This window comes from Leifsonia xyli (assembly GCA_001647635.1).
Classification (GTDB): domain Bacteria; phylum Actinomycetota; class Actinomycetes; order Actinomycetales; family Microbacteriaceae; genus Leifsonia; species Leifsonia xyli_A.
On record CP014761.1, the window covers coordinates 2,961,849 to 2,979,494 of the forward strand.

Here is a 17,646-nt window from a genome sequence, read left to right on the forward strand (position 1 = left end):
CGTGGCCGCGGCGGGCCCGGCGACGGCGGTCATCCCTTCGCTCCCTTCTGCTGGTCCTCCTGCGTTCGGACGACGTTCGTGCCCAATATCCGCACGAAGATGAACGCGATCAGGAAGATGATGATGAACGTGATGGTCGACAGGGCCGCTGCGCTGTTGAACCCTTGTCTGATCTGGTCGACCACGAGGATCGACAGCGTGGTCGTCGCATGGCCCGTGCCGCCGCCGCCGCCCGTCAGGATCTGCGGCAGGTCGTAGATGCGGAGCGCGTCGAGCACGCGGAACAGGATGGCGACCATCAGCGCCGGCTTCAGCAGCGGCATGGTCACGCGCCAGAAGCGCTGCCAAGTGCTCGCGCCGTCCATCTTTGCCGCCTCGTAGACGTCCTCCGGGATGAGCTGGAGGCCCGCCAGGATGAGCAGCGCCATGAACGGCGTCGTCTTCCAGGTGTCGGCGATGATGACCGCCCAGCGGGAGGCCCACTCGTCACTGGTCCACAGGATGCGGGCGCCGATCAGGGCGTTGGCGACGCCGGCGACTGAGAAGATGAAGAACCACAGCTTCGCGGTGACGGCGGTCGGGATGGCCCACGGGATGAGGATCGCGGCACGGACGAAGCCGCGGCCCCGGAAGGCGCGGTTCATGATGAGCGCGAACCAGAGGCCGAGCAGGGTCTCGAGGATCACCGTGGTCACCGTGAAGAAAAAGGTGACGAAGACCGAGCTCCAGAAGGCGGAGCCGAGGTTGCCGGGCGGGCAGGAGATGGTGGTCCCGTTCGGGCCGGCGCACTGCTGGAACAGCCAGTGGGCGTAGTTGTCGAAGCCCGCGAAGCCGCCCTGCACGAAGAGGCCGGTCGCCGGGTCGAGGCCGGCGTCCTTCTGGAAGGACATGACGATCGCCTGGACGACCGGGTAGCCGATGACGACGGCCAGGAGGATCAAAGTCGGGAGGATCAGATAAAGGGCCCAGCGGCTCTGCTGACGGCGGTTGTGCTTCACGCCGGCGCGGACGGGCTTCTTACCGCCGGTGCCGGTCTGGGTGGATGAGGGGGCGACGACGTTCGACGTTGACATGTGTGCCTCCGGAGGGAGTCTCTAGTGGGTGTGGAGCCGGGCGGCGGGAGAGTTCCCGCCGCCCGGCGACCGATTCAGTCCGGGATCAACCGGCGCTGGCGGTCTGGATGGCGGCCTCCATGTCCTTCAGCGCCTGGTCGACCGTCTTGTCGCCCTTCAGTGCCGCGTACGCGTTGTCCTGAACGGCCTTGGTGATGGCCGGGTAGAACGGCGAGACGGGACGCGGGACCGCGTTCTCGATCGACGTCTTCAGGGTCGACAGGTACGGCAGCTGGCTGTTCAGCGCCGCGTCGTCGTACAGCGACGATACGACCGGAGCGAGCGAGCCCTGGGTCACGAAGAACTTCTGGGTCTCTTCGCTCTGCAGGAACTTCAGGAACTCGAAGGCGGTGGCCTTGTGCTTGGAGTACACGCTGATCGCCGCGTTGTGACCGCCCAGGCTGGAGACGCCCGGCTTGCCCGACTCGACGCCCGGCAGCGGTGCGATCCCGAAGGTGTCCTTCACGGTCGACGAGCCGTCGGTCTTGGCCAGGTTGTACACGTACGGCCAGTTGCGCAGGAACATGAGCTTGCCGGCCTCGAACGCCTGGCGGCCCTGCTCCTCCTGGTAGGTGATGGCCTCGGCCGGGATCTGCCCGTTCTTGAAGCCGTCCACCAGCCGGGTCAGGCCGGCCTTGGCCTCGGGGCTGTTGACCGTGACCTTCTTGCCGTCCTCGCCGACGATGGTGCCGCCGTTGGTGTTGATCGCCTCGGCGACGTTCACCGTGAGGCCCTCGTACTGGGCGAACTGACCGGCGTAGCAGCCGATGCCCTTCGCCTTGGCGATGTCGCAGTCCTTGAGCATCTCATCCCACGTCTTCGGCGGGGTGGGGACCAGGTCCTTGCGGTAGTACAGGATGCCGCCGTCCGAGGTCTGCGGCGCCGCGTACTGCGTGCCGTTGTAGGTGCCCGACTTGACGGTCGGCTCCAGGAGGGACGAGTTGTCCATCTTGAACTTGCCGGTCAGCGGCTGGAGCCAGCCCTTCGCGGCGAACTCGCCGGTCCACACCACGTCGACGTCGACGACGTCGTAGTTGGCGTCCTTGGCCTGGAAGTGCTGCACGAGGTCGTCGTGCTGCTGGTCGGCCTGGTCGGTCTGCTCCTTGAAGGTGACCTTCTCGTCCGGGTGGGCCTTGTTCCACTTCTCGATCAGCGGGCGGACGACGTTCGAGTTGTCCTTGCCCTGCACGTAGGTGATCGGGCCCTTGCTGTCAGTACCGGAGTTGGCGTCGCCGCCCCCGCTTCCCGAACCGCCACCGGTGCATCCGGCCAGTGTCAGACCCACCAGGGCCACACCGGCGATCACGGAGAGACGTGCTGCTTTCATTTCACTCCTCGTTGAGCTCTTGGTGCGAGCGCGGGTGCGCCCGGCCCAGAGCGTACCCCGCCGCTCGCTCGTCATGCAAGCGTTTACGTCAAGCGCTTGCATCACGGTTCCGTCACGGGCCGCTCGGCCCTCCCTACGCCCTCGGCGTAAGAGCCGGGCCGACAGCCGCCCCGACGTTACGCTGATCCCATGAGCGTGATGGGCCAGATTGCTGCCGGGGGCGGCGGCGGTGGCGGCCGTCGGCGGGTGAGCGGCGGGGATGCGGATGCGCAGCGCGCGCTGAACGCGGAGGCGCCCAAGATCCCGCACCTGTTCCGCCGGATCGTCGAGCTGTTCTCGTCGCACAAGGCGGCGATCATCCTCACCATGGTGCTGGTGCTTGCGGGTGCCGCGCTGACGGTGATCCCGCCGCTGCTGACCGAGCGTGCGTTCGACGAGGGGCTGTTCCCGAAGTCCGGTCAGCCGAACATCCCGGTGCTGGTCGAGATCGTCGTGCTGATGCTCGTCGTCTACGTGGTCTCCGCGCTGCTCGGCGTGTGGCAGACGTACCTGACCTCCTCGGTCGGCAACAAGGTGATGGGCGCGCTGCGGGTGCGGCTGTTCTCGCACCTGCAGTCGATGGAGCTCAGCTTCTTCACCCACACCAAGACCGGCATCATCCAGTCGCGGCTCCAGAACGACGTCGGCGGGGTCGCCAACGTCCTCACCAACACGATGTCGAGCATCCTGGGCAACACGGTCACGGTCATCGCGGCGCTGGTCGCGATGCTGCTGCTGAACTGGCAGCTGACCATCGTCGCGGTGGTGCTCATGCCCATCCTCGTCATCGCGCAGCGGCGGGTCGGCCAGGTGCGGGCCCGGATCGCGACGAAGACGCAGGAGTCGCTGTCGGACATGACCGCGATCACGCAGGAGACGCTCAGCGTGTCCGGCATCCTCCTCTCGAAGAGCTTCAACCGTCAGCAGACGGAGGAGGAGCGCTACGCGGACGAGAACCGCAACCAGATCCGCCTGCAGGTGTCGCAGGCGATGAGCGGCCAGTGGTTCTTCGCGATGGTGAACATCTTCCTGTCCTCGATCCCGGCGATCGTCTACCTCGTCTCGGGGTGGCTGATCGCGGGAGGGACGGCCGACATCACGGCCGGAACGATCGTCGCCTTCACGACGGTGCAGGCTCGACTGCTCTTCCCGCTGCTCGCGCTGATGCGGGTCGCGCTCGACCTGCAGACCTCCGGCGCGCTGTTCGCCCGCATCTTCGAGTACCTCGACCTGAAGCCCGCGATCGCCGACCGCCCGGACGCGGCGCCGGTCGACCCCGCGCGCGACCTGGGACGGATCGAGTTCGACCACGTCGTCTTCCGCTACCCGGATTCCCGCGAGGGCGAGCGCAACACCCTCGACGACGTGTCGTTCGTCATCCGGCCGGGGAGTTCGCCGCGTTCGTCGGGCCGAGCGGCGCCGGCAAGACGACGGTGTCGTACCTGATCCCGCGGTTCTACGACGCGACCAGCGGCCGCGTCTGCTTCGGCGACACGGACGTGCGCGACCTGCAGCAGGAGTCGCTCGTCTCCCACATCGGCGTGGTGAGCCAGGAGACGTACCTGTTCCACGCGACCATCGCGGACAACCTCCGCTACGCACGGCCCGGCGCGAGCCAGGAGGAGATCGAGGATGCGGCCAAGCGGGCGAACATCCACGAGACGATCGTGGGCTTCCCGGACGGCTACGCCACGGTGGTTGGCGAACGCGGCTACCGGCTGTCCGGCGGCGAGAAGCAGCGGATCGCGATCGCACGCGTGCTGCTCAAGGACCCGGAGGTCCTCATCCTGGATGAGGCCACTAGTGCGCTCGACACCATCTCGGAGCGCGTGGTGCAGCAGGCGTTGGACACCGCATCCAGCGGCCGCACGACCATCGCGATCGCGCACCGGCTGTCGACCATCGTGTCGGCCGACGTGATCTTCGTGATCGACCACGGCCGGGTCGTCGAGCAGGGCACGCACCGCGAGCTGCTCGAGCTCGGCGGCGTGTACTCCCGGCTGTACCGCGAGCAGACCGAGGGCGCGCTGCTCGAGGAGTAGTTCACTGCACCATTCGCACCACCCGCGCCACCCGACATCGACGAGAGGACGGCCCGTGCCGACGATCACCGAACTGCTCACCGCCCAGCTCCGCGACGTCTTCGACAACCGGGATGCCGCGTCCCGCCGTGAGGCGATCGAGCGCATCTACGCCGAGGACGTTGTGTTCACCGACCCGGAGGAGCAGGTGCGCGGGTGGGATGCGCTGGAGGCGAAGGCCGCCGGCCTCCTCGACGGCGCGCCCGCCGAGTTCGCGTTCGCCGAGGTCGGGCCGGTGTACGTCGGCACCGGCTCCGGCGCGCTGGCATGGACGTTCGGCCCCGCGGGTGCGCCCGTCGCACGGGGAGTGGATGTGATCGAGGTGCGCGACGGCCGGATCGTCTCGCTTCTGACCCTCCTCGCGCAGGGCTGACAGGCTCCTTCCGCCCGTCCCGCCGCAGAGTTAGACTGGGCTAACTTTTCGCGGAAGGAGCCGGGATGAGCGTCGACGTCGCCGAGCGGCCCTCCCGTGCCGCTCCCGCGCGTCTGCTCCTCCTACTCGGTCCGGCCTTCGTCGCTGCGATCGCGTACGTCGACCCCGGCAACGTGGCCGCGAACCTGACCGCCGGTGCGCGCTACGGCTACCTGCTGGTCTGGGTGCTGGTCGCGGCGAACGCGATCGCCGTGTTCGTGCAGTACCAGTCGGCGAAGCTCGGCATCGTCACCGGCCGCAGCCTCCCCGAGTTGCTGGGCGCGCGGCTCGGCACCACCGGCCGTCGGGCCTACTGGGTCCAGGCGGAGCTCGTCGCCGCCGCGACCGACATCGCCGAGGTGATCGGCGGCGCGATCGCGCTGAACCTGCTGTTCGGGCTGCCGCTGCCGCTGGGCGGCCTCATCGTCGGCGTGGTGGCGCTCGGCATCCTCTCCATCCAATCCCGCCGAGGGCAGCGTCCGTTCGAGGCCGTCATCATGGGGCTGCTGGCCGTGATCGCGGTCGGTTTCCTGGCCGGGCTCTTCGTCAGCCCGGTCGACTGGGGTGCGGCCGCAGCGGGGCTCGTGCCCCGGTTCGACGGCGCCGAGACGGTGCTGCTGGCGGCGAGCATGCTCGGGGCGACCGTCATGCCGCACGCGATCTACCTCCACTCGGCGCTCGCGCGGGACCGGCACGGGGCGCCCGGCGACGCGCGACGCATCCGGACCCTCCTGCGGGCGACCCGGGTGGATGTGGTGCTCGCGCTGGTCATCGCAGGCGCGGTCAACATCGCGATGCTGCTCGTGGCCGCGTCGTCGCTGCGCGGGGTGGCCGGGACGGACACCATCCAGGGCGCCTACTCAGCCATCTCCTCGGCGCTGGGGCCGGCGATCGGCGTGATCTTCGCGGTCGGCCTGCTCGCCTCCGGCCTCGCCTCCGCGTCGGTGGGCAGCTACGCGGGTGCGACGATCATGGGCGGCCTGCTGCGGCTGCGCGTGCCGCTGCTCACGCGACGGGTGGTGACGCTGGTGCCGGCGCTGATCATCCTCGCGGCGGGCGTCGACCCGACCTGGGCGCTGGTGCTGTCGCAGGTCTTCCTGAGCCTCGGCATCCCGTTCGCGATGATCCCGCTGCTGCGGCTGACGGGATCGCGGGCGGTCATGGGGGACGCGGTGGACCGGGTCTGGGTGCGGATGCTCGGGGGCGCCGTCGCAGGGGCGGTGGTGGTGCTGAACCTGGTGCTGGTGGTGCTGACGGTCACCCGGGCGTAGCCGGAGACCGGCCGGCGCGACGCCTGCGGTGGTTCGTCACGACTGCTGCGGGGCGCGCAGCCGCAGATGTGACGAGCCGCCGCAGTCGCTCAGGGGAGGGAAGCGACCCAGAGGGCGGACGCTGCGGCCACGTCGAGTACCAGGGACCCCTCCGTCGTACGGACGGCGAGGTCGCCGTCCGACCCGGCGGCCGTCTCGACCGTCAGCACCGTGTCCAACCCGATGCCCGCCTCCGCCAGGTAGCGCAGGACCGCGGGGTCGGCATCCGAGATCCGCACCACCGCAACGGGCACCCCGGCCGGGGCCGAGAGCAGCGGCACCGCGTCGGGGCGGCGCGGTGTCCCGTCCGCGGTCGGGATGGGGTCGCCGTGCGGGTCGCGGGCCGGAAAGCCGAGGCGGCGGTCCAGGCGCTCGATCAGCTCGTCGGAGACCGCGTGCTCCAGCACCTCCGCCTCGTCGTGCACCTCGTCCCAGCCGTAGCCGAGCTCCTCGACCAGGAACGTCTCGATCAGGCGGTGGCGGCGGACCATCGCGACCGCGTGGCGGCGGCCCGTGTCGGTCAGCTCCACGCCGCCGTAGCGTTCGTGCGCCACCAGGCCCTGCTCGCTCAGGCGGCGGACGCCGTCCGACACCGTCGCCGCGCGCACGCCCATCCGCTCCGAGAGCTGCTTCACCGTGACCGGCTGGTCCGACCACTCCGTCGCCGACCAGATGATCTTCAGGTAGTCCTGGGCGACGGACGACAGGTCGGACACGGGCATGCACCGATGATAGGGCGGCGTCACGCGCTCGTCCCGCACGCGGCCCGCTGTTAAGGTGGGTCGGGTGAAGTACGCAGAGACCATTACAGACTTGGTCGGCGACACCCCGCTCGTGAAGCTCAACCGGCTGACCGACGGGATCGCGGCGACGGTGCTCGTCAAACTCGAGTACCTGAACCCCGGAGGTTCGTCGAAGGACCGCATCGCCTCCCGCATCATCGACGCTGCGGAGAAGGACGGGCTCTTGAAGCCCGGCGGGACCATCGTGGAGCCGACGAGCGGCAACACCGGCGTCGGACTCGCCCTCGTCGCGCAGCAGCGCGGCTACCGGTGCGTGTTCGTCTGCCCCGACAAGGTCGGCGAGGACAAGATCAACGTCCTCACCGCCTACGGCGCGGAGGTGGTGGTGACGCCGACGTCGGTGCCGCCGGACCATCCCGATTCCTATTACTCGGTGTCCGACCGCCTCGCCGCCGAGATCCCGGGCGCGTTCAAGCCCAACCAGTACTTCAACCCCAACGGGCCGCGCAGCCACTACGAGACCACTGGTCCGGAGATCTGGCGCGACACCGACGGACGCATCACGCACCTGGTGGCGGGCGTCGGCACCGGCGGCACGATCACGGGCACCGGACGCTTCCTCAAGGAGGTCTCCGAGGGTCGCGTCCGCATCATCGGCGCCGACCCCGAGGGCTCCGTCTACTCGGGCGGGACGGGCCGTCCGTATCTCGTCGAGGGTGTCGGCGAGGACTTCTGGCCGGGCGCCTACGACCCCAGCGTCGTCGACGAGGTGATCGCCGTGAGCGACGCCGAGGCGTTCCGGATGACCCGGCGGCTCGCCCGCGAGGAGGGCATGCTCGTCGGCGGCTCCAGCGGAATGGCCGTCGTCGCCGCGCTGGAGGCCGCGAAGAAGCTCGGCCCGGACGACGTGGTCGTCGTGATCCTGCCCGACGGTGGCCGCGGCTACCTGGCGAAGATCTTCAACGACCGGTGGATGCAGTCCTACGGCTTCAGCGAGGTGCCCGACGAGTCCACGGTGCACGACATCGTCAAGACGAAGCGCGGCGACCTGCCCGACCTGGTGCACACGCACCCGTCCGAGACGGTGCGCGACGCCATCCAGACGATGAACACCTACGGCGTCTCGCAGCTCGTCGTCCTCACCGCCGAGCCGCCCGTCGTGATGGGCGAGGTCGCCGGCGCGCTCGACGAGCGCTCGTTGGTGGACGCGGTGTTCAGCGGGCACGCCGAGATGAGCGATTCGGTCGGCACGCACCTCGGTGAGCCGCTGCCGCTGATCGGCGTCAACGAGTCCGTCACGGCCGCCCGCGCGGCCCTGGCGCAGTCGAGCGCGCTGCTGGTGACCGACGGCGGCAAGCCGGTCGCGGTGCTCACGCGCCAGGACCTCCTCAACTACTTCAGCGACTGAACCACGAGAGATGCGAGACATGACTGACGGCTTCGCCACGCGCGCCATCCACGAGGGTCAGGAGTTCGACCCGACCACCGGCGCGATCATCCCGCCCATCTACCAGACGTCGACCTACGTGCAGGACGGCATCGGCGGCCTCCGCAACGGCTACGAGTACAGCCGCGGCGGCAACCCGACGCGCACCTCGCTCGAGACGCTGCTCGCCTCGCTCGAGGGCGGTGTCCGCGCGCTGTCCTTCGCGTCCGGCCTCGCCGCCGAGGACGCGCTGATCCGCGCCGCGCTTCGCCCGGGCGACCACATCGTCCTGGGCAACGACGCGTACGGCGGCACCCACCGTCTGATCGACCGCATCCACAGCGCCTGGGGCATCCGCAACACCACGGTCGACCTCACCGACCTCGACGCGGTGCGCACGGCCCTCGGAACCGACGGCACCCGGATGCTGTGGATCGAGACCCCGAGCAACCCGCTGATGAAGATCAGCGACATCGCCGCCCTGGCCGAGCTCGGTCACGCGGTCGGCGCGGTCGTCGTCGTGGACAACACGTTCGCCTCCCCGGCGCTGCAGCAGCCGCTGTCGTTCGGCTCGGACGTCGTGGTGCACTCGACCACCAAGTACCTCGGCGGCCACTCGGACGTGGTCGGCGGCGCGCTGGTCTTCGCCGACGAGGAGCTGGCGGAGAAGACCCAGTTCATCCAGTTCGCGGCGGGTGCCGTCTCCGGCCCGATGGACGCGTGGCTCACCACCCGCGGCATCAAGACGCTGGACGTTCGCGTCCGTCAGCACAGCACGAACGCGCAGGCGATCGCGGAGGCGCTGGTCGGCCACGCGGGCGTCGAGGCGGTCTACTACCCGGGTCTGCCGGACCACCCCGGCCACGACCTGGCGCAGCGCCAGATGAGCGGCTTCGGCGGAATGCTGTCGGTGGCGCTGAGCGGGGGAGCGGCGGCGGCGCGGCGGTTCGCGGAGTCGACGCGGATCTTCCAGCTGGCGGAATCCCTCGGCGGCGTCGAGTCGCTGATCGGCTACCCCTCGGAGATGACGCACGCGTCGGTCCGCGGCACGGCTCTCGAGGTTCCCGACAACATCGTCCGCCTGTCGGTCGGCATCGAGGACGTCGACGACCTGCTCGCGGACGTGGAGCAAGCGCTCAGTCGGTAGTCGGCGCTAGCCTCGGGCGCATGGACCAGCGCATCAGCCTCATCACGCTCGGCGTCGCCGACCTGGATCGTTCCCGCGCCTTCTACGAGGACGGCCTGGGCTGGCGGCCGGCCGATGCGCCCGAGGGCGTCGTCTTCTACCAGCTGCCGGGCATGGCCGTCGCGCTGTTCGGCCGCGACGACCTGGCCGAGGACGCGCGCCTGGCGGTCGACGGCACGTTCAGCGGCATCACGCTCGCGTGCAACCAGCGCACCGAGGCGGAGGTGGATGCGGTGCTCGCGCAGGCCGCCGCGGCCGGGGCGCGCATCCTGAAACCCGCCGAGCGCGTCTTCTGGGGCGGGTACTCCGGGTACTTCGCCGACCCGGACGGCCACGTCTGGGAGGTCGCGTTCAACCCGGGATGGACGCTGGCCGAGGACGGCACGCTCACGATCGGGTGAGCGGGAGGCGCAACGATCAGCCCGCGTCGACCGCCGTCGCCCAGACGCGCGTTGCGCGCTCGAAGAAGCGCGGCGGCTCGGTGCTCGCCGAGATCAGCCCCTCGCGGTAGAGAGCGCGCAAGTTCGCGAAGAGGCCGGGCAGGCCGAGGGCGTGCAGTTCGTCGACCGTGATGCCGGGCACGTCGGCGATCAGGGTGCGCAGACGGTCCCGTGCCGAGGCGTCGCCGCGGCCGTCCAGCAGGGAGGCGTCGAAGGGGATCCTGACGGCGGTGTCCCACATGGCGGCTCCTCGTGGTCGGTGCGAGCGGTGACGCCATTTTGTTGCGGCGCCGGATCAGTTATAGACGAGCATCCGCCGTGGTCCAAATGGTATACGAGGCGATTCTGCGCTTCGGGCGTAGAAACCGCAGAATGCGTGCGCGGCCACGACGCCGTCCACACGGCTGCCTCACAGCGTTAAGGGTATTGTCCGTGCGCAGCCCGGCACCGATAGTGGGAGGGTGAGGACTTTCGGGGTGGAGGAGGAGCTCCTCCTGGTCGACGCGCGCGGGGTGGCCTCTCCGGTGGCGCCCATGCTGCTCGCCGAGGCCCCTGCGGTCCTCGATGGGCCCTCGGTCAGCGCCGAGATCCAGCAGGAGATGATCGAGACGCAGACGCGTCCGCAGCTCCTCACGAGCGAGCTGCTGCTCGACATCGTTGCCGGTCGCGAGCTCGCGGACGGCCTCGCGCAGCGTCACGGCGCGCGTGCGGTGGCCGTGGCGATGTCGCCGATGCGGCTGCGTCCCCACGTCACCGACGACCCGCGGTACGCGACGATGATCGAGCGCTATGGGCTGACCGCGCGCGGCACGCTGGTGTGCGGCTTCCATGTGCACGTCGGCATCGACTCCCGCGAGGAGGGCGTGGCGGTGCTCGACCGCATCCGCACCTGGCTGCCGACGCTCCTCGCCCTCAGCGCCAACTCGCCGTTCTTCGGCGGCGCGGACACGGGCCACGCCAGTTACCGCTTCGTCGCGTGGCACCAGTGGCAGAGCGCCGGCCCGACGGACGTCTTCGGGTCCGTCGAGGCGTACGACCGGTTCGAGCGGTTCTTGGTCGACACGGGCGTCATCCTCGACACGGGGATGCTGTACCTCGACGCGCGCGTCTCACGGAAGCACCCGACCGTCGAGGTCCGGGTCGCGGATGTCTGCCTCGACGCACGGGACGCGACCGTGATCGCGGCCATCGTCCGCGCGCTCGTCGACACCGCGATCGCCGAGTGGCGCGCGGGCATCCCACCAGCCGCGGTGCCATCGGCGGCCCTGCGGCTGGCCGAGTGGCAGGCGGCGCTCACCGGCGTGACCGGCTCGCTGCCGCATCCCGTGACGTGGCGTGAGGTGTCGGCCGTGGAGGCGGTGGAGGCGCTGCTCGCTCACACCTCCGAAGCCCTGGAGGCGAACGGCGATTTGGCACTGGTCCGGCGAGGCGTGGCCCGCATCCACGCGACCGGAGGAGGGGCCGGGCGGCAGCGCGCCGCCTTCGCCCGGAGAGGCCGGATGCGCGACGTCGTCGGGCTCGCCGTCGCGGCCACGCACGAGCAGGCGGAGGATGACGACCAGGACGTCGCGTGACCCCTGTAACGGGGCGTGGCCGTCCCTTCCGTGCGCGGGGGATCGCGCATAGTCTGCGGTCATGACGGAGAGGGACCTCGCCCACCAGCACGCCGTCTACACCTACGGCTCGCTGCCGCTCACCCTCATGTACAGCCCGACCGCCACCGCCGCGTGGGAGGTCTACTACGGCGGCGAGTACCTCGGGCTGATCGAGGAGGTGCACAGCACCGGCGAGCTCTGGCCGGGGTTCGTGGCGCGGCTCCCCGGCGAGGAGGAGGCAGGCGAAGGCATCCCGGCGCGGGACTGGCGCGTGGCCGTCGATATCCTCGCCGGACGCGCCGGGCTCTGAGCGCTGGCAGCCGACGGCCTGCGGAGTCGTTGCCCCTCCGGGATCAGAACGCGAACTGGGACCATTCGTCCCGCGCGAGCGCCATGCGCTGGCCACGCGAGTCGACGATCCACGCGTCGGGCGTGCACGCCACGTAGGTGCACAGCACCGTCTCGCTCGTCCAGCCGTCCGCCGAGCGGATCCAGCGGACGAGGTGCACGTCCTGACCCGGTTTCGGAACGTTCCCGATCGGTGTGTCGAATGTGGTCACGCTGCACCCCTCCCCTTGTGCGGCCTGTCTACGACAGACCCTAGCGGGGTACAGGACCGGGGGACAAGAGGTGCGGGTCAGTTGCCGCTGTCGTCCTCCAGCGGGTCGAACTCGTCGTGCTCCGGTTCGAAGACGCCGTCGGCGTCGTACGGTCCCTCGTCCCCGGTGCCCTCCGCGATGGCGTCCACGTCGATCGGTTCGCCCGATGGCGTCTCCGGCCAGTTCTCCTTGGCGTCGGTCATGGCGCACACCCCTTCCTGGATGCTCTGACCGCGATGGTAGACGGGCTTCGTCGGGAGCAGAAGGCCGTCATTCGCCCGGCTCCCGTCCGGTCAGCCGCACCTCCTCGACGTCCAGGCGGCGCTGCACGTCGCGGAGCACGATGTCGTCGATCTCGCCCTCGTCGCGGAGGCGGACGACCTCCTCGCGCTTGCAGTGCAGGAGGGCGAGGCGCAGGTCGGTGTCCTGGCGGCTGCGCTCGATCGCCTCCTCGCCGTCGCGGGACTCGTCCTCGGCCTCCAGCAGGTGGAGGTGCTCCTCGAACTCGTTCTGGACGCGCTCCGCGATCTCCTGGTCGACGCCGAGCCGGCGGACCAGTTCCGGCAGCTCGTCGAGCGCCGCCCGGGTCGCGTTGGTCTCGGCGAGCCGCAGCTCGTGGCCGACGGACTCGTCCTCGGGGAGTTGCGCCCAGCGGACCACCGCCGGGAGGACGAGGCCCTGCACGACCAGGGTCACGATGATGACGCCGGTGGTCACGAACACGATGAAGTCGCGGTGCGGGAACGGAGTGCCCGACCCGATGGTCGCCGGGATGGCCAGCGCGGCGGCGAGGGAGACGGCGCCGCGGAACCCGGACAGCCCGCTGACGATCCGCCAGCCGTTGCTGAGCCGCCGAGCCCGCTGCTGCGGCCGCCGGTCGATCGCGCGGATCGTGTACGCGCTGACGAACTGGAAGGCGATGCGCACCCCGACGATCACTACCGTGACCAAGGCGATGGCGGCCAGTCCGATCCCGAGGTCGCTGGTCGCGAGCTCGCCGATCGAGCGCGGCAGCTCGATCCCGACCAGGACGAACAGGCTCGCGTTGAGCAGGAACGTCGAGAACGACCAGAACGCGTCGGACTGACGGCGTCCCTCCGCCACTCCGACGCGCGGGCCGGCCTGGCTGAGGATGAGGCCGGCGACGACGACCGCGAGCACCCCGGAGGCGTGCACCAGCTCGGCCAGCAGATAGGCGATGAACGGCGTGAGGAGCATCGCGATGTTCTGGGTGATCGCATCCTGGAGGCGACGGCGCACCAGGATGGCGAGCCACGCGACGAGCGCGCCGATGGCCGCCGCGGCGAGGTAGGCGAAGAGGAACGTGACGGTCACGGCGCCGAAGCTGACGTCGGCGTCGCCCACGGTGAAGCCGACGGCGAGCGACCACAGGACGAGGGCGGTCCCGTCGTTGACCAGGCTCTCCGCGCGCAGGATGGTGACGTTGCGTCGGGGGAGCGCGTGCGTGAACGAGGTCATCGCCGTCGCGTCGGTCGGGGCGACGGCCGCGCCCAGCACCCACGCCGGTCCCCAGCCGAGACCCATGGAGTGCGCGAGAACGGCGACAGCGCCCGCGGTGGCGACCACCAGCAGGGTGCTCATCAGCGCGATGCTGCGCAGGTTCGACCGGATCTCGCGCAGCGAGGTGGTCAGGCTCTCCCAGTACAGGATCGCCGGGAGGAAGAGGAACAGCACGACCTCCGGCGCCAGCTCGATGTCGCGGAACAGCGGCACCAGGCCGATCAGCACGCCGAAGGCGACGAGCAGCAGGGGCTGGGCGACGCCGATGCGGCGCGAGAGCACCTTGCTCACGAGCGTGATCACTCCGATCACGACGAGCAGTTCCAGTCCGAGCACGCGGCCTCCTCCGTCCCACATGCTCCCGCGAGTCGGGGCCGGGCGGAACCTGCGGCGGCCTGAGAGTGCGCCCATAGGGAGTCCGCAGAAGACGCATGAACCGGTCATAGGGTCGCGAAAGGTCACGGGAATGTAACGACGCGAGGGTGTCGGCATGACGCTCGAAACCTCCACCCCCGCAACGCCCGTCCTGGCGCTCGATGTCGTCGTGCCCGTCTTCAACGAGCAGGCGACGCTCGAGTCCTCCGTCCAGCGCCTTCACGACTACCTGACCCGGTCGGTGGGCTGGAGCTGGCGCATCACCATCGCCGACAACGCCAGCACCGACGCGACGCCCGAGCTGGCGGACGCGCTCGCCGAAGCGCTGCCCGGCGTCGTCGCCGTCCACCTCCCGCTCAAGGGGCGGGGACGCGCGCTCAAGCACGTCTGGCTGACCTCGCCCGCGCAGGTGCTCGTCTACCTCGACGAGGACCTGTCGACCGACCTGGCCGCGCTGCCGCCACTGGTGGCGCCGCTGCTCTCCGGTCACTCCGATCTCGCGATCGGCACCCGGCTGGGGAGGAGCGCGCGCGTGACCCGCGGCGGCAAGCGCGAGTTCATCTCCCGCAGCTACAACCTGCTGCTGCGGCGGACGATGTCCGTCGGGTTCAGCGACGCGCAGTGCGGGTTCAAGGCGATCCGCCGCGAGGTCGCACAACGGCTCGTCCCGCTGGTCGAGGACGACGGCTGGTTCTTCGACACCGAGCTGCTCATCCTCGCCGAGCGGGCCGGCCTGCGCATCCACGAGATCCCGGTGGACTGGGTGGACGACCCGGACAGCTCGGTCGACGTGGTGCGTACCGCGCGCGACGACCTCAGGGGGATGCTGCGGGTCGGCACCAACCTGGCGCGGGGGCGCATCCCGCTCGAGGCCGTGTACGCGGAGCTCGGGAGGCGGCCGTTCGCGCCGCCGTCGCCGCCGGGCTTCTTCGGGCAGGTGCTCCGCTTCGGGGCGGTCGGCGTGCTGTCGACCGCCGCCTACGCGGTGCTCTACCTGCTGCTGCAATCGGTGCTCACCGCGCAGGTCGCCAACTTCGCGGCGCTGCTCCTCACCGCCATCGCGAACACGTGGGCGAACCGGCGCTTCACCTTCGGCGTGAACGGCCCCGGGATGGTGAAGCACCAGTTCCAGGGGCTCATCGTGTTCGGGATCGCGTGGGGCCTCACCAGCGGCTCGCTCGTGCTGCTGCACGCGGCGGCGCCGGCCGCGTCCGCCCAGCTGCAGCTCGTCGTGCTGACGGTCGCGAACCTCGTGGCGACCCTCCTGCGTTTCGTGCTGCTGCGGCTGTGGGTGTTCCGGCCGGCGCGTCCGCGACCGGCCGTGGAGCCCGCCTCGATGCCCGCTCCCGTCCCCGCCCCCGTTCCCGTTTCCGCTGAAAGCGAGTGAAGCCATGACCATCACCACGAACCCCACGACCGCCGCCTCTCCGCACGCTGCGGCGCCTCCCGGCCGGGTCTCCCGCGCCGCGCGATGGCTCGTCCGCGGGCGCGCCGACGCGGCCGCCTGGGAGCGTCCCGCACTGCTCGGGCTGCTCGCCGTGACGGCGCTCCTCTACCTCTGGGACCTCGCGGCCAGCGGCTGGGCCAACTCCTTCTATTCGGCCGCCGTGCAGGCGGGCAGCGTGAACTGGGAGGCCTTCTTCTACGGCTCCAGCGACGCCGCCAACTCGATCACCGTCGACAAGCCGCCCGCGAGCCTGTGGATCATGGCGCTCTCGGTGCGGCTGTTCGGCCTGAGCTCGTGGAGCATCCTCATGCCGGAGGCGCTGATGGGCGTCGCTACCGTCGGGATCGTCTACGCGATCGTCCGCCGCCGGTTCTCGGCGCAGACCGCGCTGCTCGCCGGCGGCGTGCTCGCGATCACGCCGGTGGCTGCGTTGATGTTCCGGTTCGACAACCCGGACGCGCTGCTCGTGCTGCTGCTGACCCTGTCGGCGTACCTCACGCTGCGCGGGATCGAGAGCGGTCGGATCCGCTGGGTGATCTGGGCGGGCGTCGCGGTCGGCTTCGGGTTCCTCACCAAGCAGCTGCAGGCCTTCCTCATCCTCCCGGTGCTCGCCGGGGTGTATCTGGCGGCGGCGCCGCTGTCGTGGCGCAAGCGGTTCGGGCACCTCTTCGCCGCGCTCGGCGCCGTCGTCGTGTCCGCCGGATGGTGGGTCGCGATCGTCGAGCTGGTCCCGACCTCGTGGCGCCCGTACATCGGCGGGTCGCAGACGAACAGCTTCCTCGAGCTGACCTTCGGCTACAACGGGCTCGGGCGCCTCACCGGAGCCGAGACGGGGTCGGTGACCGGCGGCGGTGGCGGGAACACGGGTGGTGCGATGTGGGGCCAGACCGGCATCCTGCGCCTGTTCGAGAACGAGATCGGCGGTCAGATCGCGTGGCTGCTGCCCGCGGCGCTGGCGCTGTTCGCGCTCGCGCTGGTGCTCGGCCGCAGGATGGTGCGGACGGACGCGCGTCGCGCGACGCTGCTCGTCTTCGGCGGCTGGCTGGTGGTGACGGCCCTCGCGTTCAGCTTCATGGCGGGCATCTTCCACGCGTATTACACGGTCGCCCTCGCTCCTGCACTCGCGGGGACGGTCGCGATCGGAGCATCGGCAGCCTGGCAGGCGAGGGACCGGCTGTGGGTGCGCATCCTGTCGGCGGTCGTCGTGCTGGGCACGGGCGTCTGGGCGTGGGTGCTGCTCGACCGGGCGTCGGACTGGCTGCCGTGGCTGAAGGTCGTGGTGCTGGTCGCCTCGATCGCGGCCGCCGTGCTGCTGCTCCTGCCGCCGCGGCGGGTGCTCGCCGCAGCGACCATCGCGGTGACGCTGGGCGCCGGGCTGCTCGCGCCGCTCGCGTACACGATCGAGACAGTCACGACGGCCCACACCGGGTCGATCGTGACCGCGGGCCCGACGGTCGCCGGAGGGATGGGCGGCCCGGGGGGCGGACGCGGGTTCGGCGGCGCGCCAGGTGGCGCGGGCGCCGGGCAGGCCGGCGGCGCACCGGGCGGGTTCGGTGGCGGGACGCCTCCCGGCGGCACGGCTCAGGGCGGGACGGCTCAGGGCGGGACGGCTCCGGGCGGGACGACCGGCGGCACCGGCACTGCGCCGGGCGGCGCGGGCGGCGGGATGGGCTCCCTCCTCGGCTCCGGCACCGTCGGCTCGAAGCTCGCGGCCCTCCTGAAGGCGGACGCGTCCCAGTACACCTGGGTCGCCGCGGCCGTCGGCTCCAACTCCGCCGCGGGCTACCAGCTGGCGATGCAGCAGGCGGTGATGCCGATCGGCGGCTTCAACGGCTCCGACCCGTCGCCCACCCTCGCCCAGTTCAAGGCCTACGTCGCCGAAGGACGCATCCACTACTTCATCGCCGGGGGCGTCGGCGGGCAGTCGAACGGTGGGAGCAGCGCCTCGAGCGAGATCGCATCGTGGGTGTCGGAGAACTTCACCGCGCAGACCGTGGACGGCGTGACCGTGTACGACCTCACGCAGTAGCTCC

Annotated in this window: 15 protein-coding genes and 1 pseudogene; 10 read left to right on the top strand and 6 right to left on the bottom strand. The window is 70.5% G+C overall.

Going from position 1 to position 17,646, the window contains the following annotated elements; translation table 11 throughout:
• Nucleotides 1-29: 29 nt before the first annotated feature.
• Both A0130_14600 and A0130_14605 read right to left on the bottom strand, forming a co-directional pair.
• A complete protein-coding gene (locus A0130_14600; protein ANF32727.1) occupies nucleotides 30-1,073 on the bottom strand; it encodes an ABC transporter permease in 1,044 nt (347 codons plus the stop codon).
• An 85-nt stretch (nucleotides 1,074-1,158) separates the two neighbouring features.
• The gene (locus A0130_14605) at nucleotides 1,159-2,439 is read right to left on the bottom strand and encodes an ABC transporter substrate-binding protein (GenBank protein ANF32728.1); all 1,281 of its coding nucleotides are present in this window, start codon (nucleotides 2,437-2,439) and stop codon (nucleotides 1,159-1,161) included.
• Between the two features lie 198 nt (nucleotides 2,440-2,637).
• Here A0130_14605 and A0130_14610 point away from each other — a divergent pair.
• The 3 genes and pseudogenes from A0130_14610 to A0130_14620 all read left to right on the top strand — a co-directional run bounded on the left by A0130_14610 (nucleotide 2,638) and on the right by A0130_14620 (nucleotide 6,242).
• Nucleotides 2,638-4,520, top strand: a pseudogene (locus A0130_14610) (ABC transporter).
• A gap of 55 nt (nucleotides 4,521-4,575) precedes the next feature.
• Nucleotides 4,576-4,932 (top strand): hypothetical protein, encoded by a 357-nt coding sequence (locus A0130_14615; protein ANF32729.1) that lies wholly within the window; start codon nucleotides 4,576-4,578, stop codon nucleotides 4,930-4,932.
• Nucleotides 4,933-4,997: 65 nt separating this feature from the next.
• A complete protein-coding gene (locus A0130_14620) occupies nucleotides 4,998-6,242 on the top strand; it encodes a divalent metal cation transporter (GenBank protein ID ANF32730.1) in 1,245 nt (414 codons plus the stop codon).
• Between the two features lie 89 nt (nucleotides 6,243-6,331).
• On the opposite strand, the gene A0130_14625 is transcribed toward A0130_14620, so the two are convergent.
• Nucleotides 6,332-7,003 (bottom strand): DtxR family transcriptional regulator, encoded by a 672-nt coding sequence (locus tag A0130_14625; protein ID ANF32731.1) that lies wholly within the window; start codon nucleotides 7,001-7,003, stop codon nucleotides 6,332-6,334.
• Between the two features lie 64 nt (nucleotides 7,004-7,067).
• Between A0130_14625 and A0130_14630 the strand changes: the two genes are divergently transcribed.
• From A0130_14630 to A0130_14640, 3 genes are read left to right on the top strand one after another with little or no spacing between them, the layout of a single operon-like run.
• Nucleotides 7,068-8,432 (top strand): cystathionine beta-synthase, encoded by a 1,365-nt coding sequence (locus A0130_14630; protein ANF32732.1) that lies wholly within the window; start codon nucleotides 7,068-7,070, stop codon nucleotides 8,430-8,432.
• Between the two features lie 19 nt (nucleotides 8,433-8,451).
• Nucleotides 8,452-9,597: a cystathionine gamma-synthase gene (locus A0130_14635; protein ID ANF32733.1), complete on the top strand. Its 1,146-nt coding sequence runs from the start codon at nucleotides 8,452-8,454 to the stop codon at nucleotides 9,595-9,597.
• A 20-nt stretch (nucleotides 9,598-9,617) separates the two neighbouring features.
• Nucleotides 9,618-10,037, top strand: a complete 420-nt coding sequence (locus A0130_14640) for a glyoxalase (GenBank protein ID ANF32734.1) — start codon at nucleotides 9,618-9,620, stop codon at nucleotides 10,035-10,037.
• 16 nt (nucleotides 10,038-10,053) lie between these two features.
• On the opposite strand, the gene A0130_14645 is transcribed toward A0130_14640, so the two are convergent.
• Nucleotides 10,054-10,317, bottom strand: coding sequence for a hypothetical protein (locus tag A0130_14645; protein ID ANF32735.1), 264 nt, complete (start codon nucleotides 10,315-10,317; stop codon nucleotides 10,054-10,056).
• A gap of 235 nt (nucleotides 10,318-10,552) precedes the next feature.
• On the opposite strand from A0130_14645, the gene A0130_14650 reads away from it, so the two are divergent.
• Together A0130_14650 and A0130_14655 are read left to right on the top strand one after the other, a co-directional pair.
• The gene (locus A0130_14650) at nucleotides 10,553-11,650 is read left to right on the top strand and encodes a hypothetical protein (GenBank protein ID ANF32736.1); all 1,098 of its coding nucleotides are present in this window, start codon (nucleotides 10,553-10,555) and stop codon (nucleotides 11,648-11,650) included.
• Nucleotides 11,651-11,711: 61 nt separating this feature from the next.
• Entirely contained in the window at nucleotides 11,712-11,981 is a 270-nt protein-coding gene (locus A0130_14655; protein ANF32737.1) for a hypothetical protein, read from the top strand.
• Between the two features lie 43 nt (nucleotides 11,982-12,024).
• Here A0130_14655 and A0130_14660 read toward each other — a convergent pair whose 3' ends face one another.
• Together A0130_14660 and A0130_14665 are read right to left on the bottom strand one after the other, a co-directional pair.
• Nucleotides 12,025-12,231, bottom strand: coding sequence for a hypothetical protein (locus A0130_14660; protein ANF32738.1), 207 nt, complete (start codon nucleotides 12,229-12,231; stop codon nucleotides 12,025-12,027).
• 309 nt (nucleotides 12,232-12,540) lie between these two features.
• On the bottom strand, nucleotides 12,541-14,127 hold the full coding sequence (locus A0130_14665; GenBank protein ANF32739.1) for a Na+/H+ antiporter: 1,587 nt from the start codon (nucleotides 14,125-14,127) through the stop codon (nucleotides 12,541-12,543).
• Nucleotides 14,128-14,281: 154 nt separating this feature from the next.
• Here A0130_14665 and A0130_14670 point away from each other — a divergent pair, with 154 nt between their 5' ends.
• Together A0130_14670 and A0130_14675 are read left to right on the top strand one after the other, a co-directional pair.
• Entirely contained in the window at nucleotides 14,282-15,553 is a 1,272-nt protein-coding gene (locus A0130_14670) for a sugar translocase (protein ID ANF32740.1), read from the top strand.
• Nucleotides 15,554-15,557: 4 nt separating this feature from the next.
• Nucleotides 15,558-17,642 carry a glycosyl transferase gene (locus A0130_14675; protein ANF32741.1) on the top strand — a complete coding sequence of 695 codons (2,085 nt, stop codon included), beginning with the start codon at nucleotides 15,558-15,560 and terminating at the stop codon, nucleotides 17,640-17,642.
• The last annotated feature ends 4 nt before the right edge of the window (nucleotides 17,643-17,646 follow it).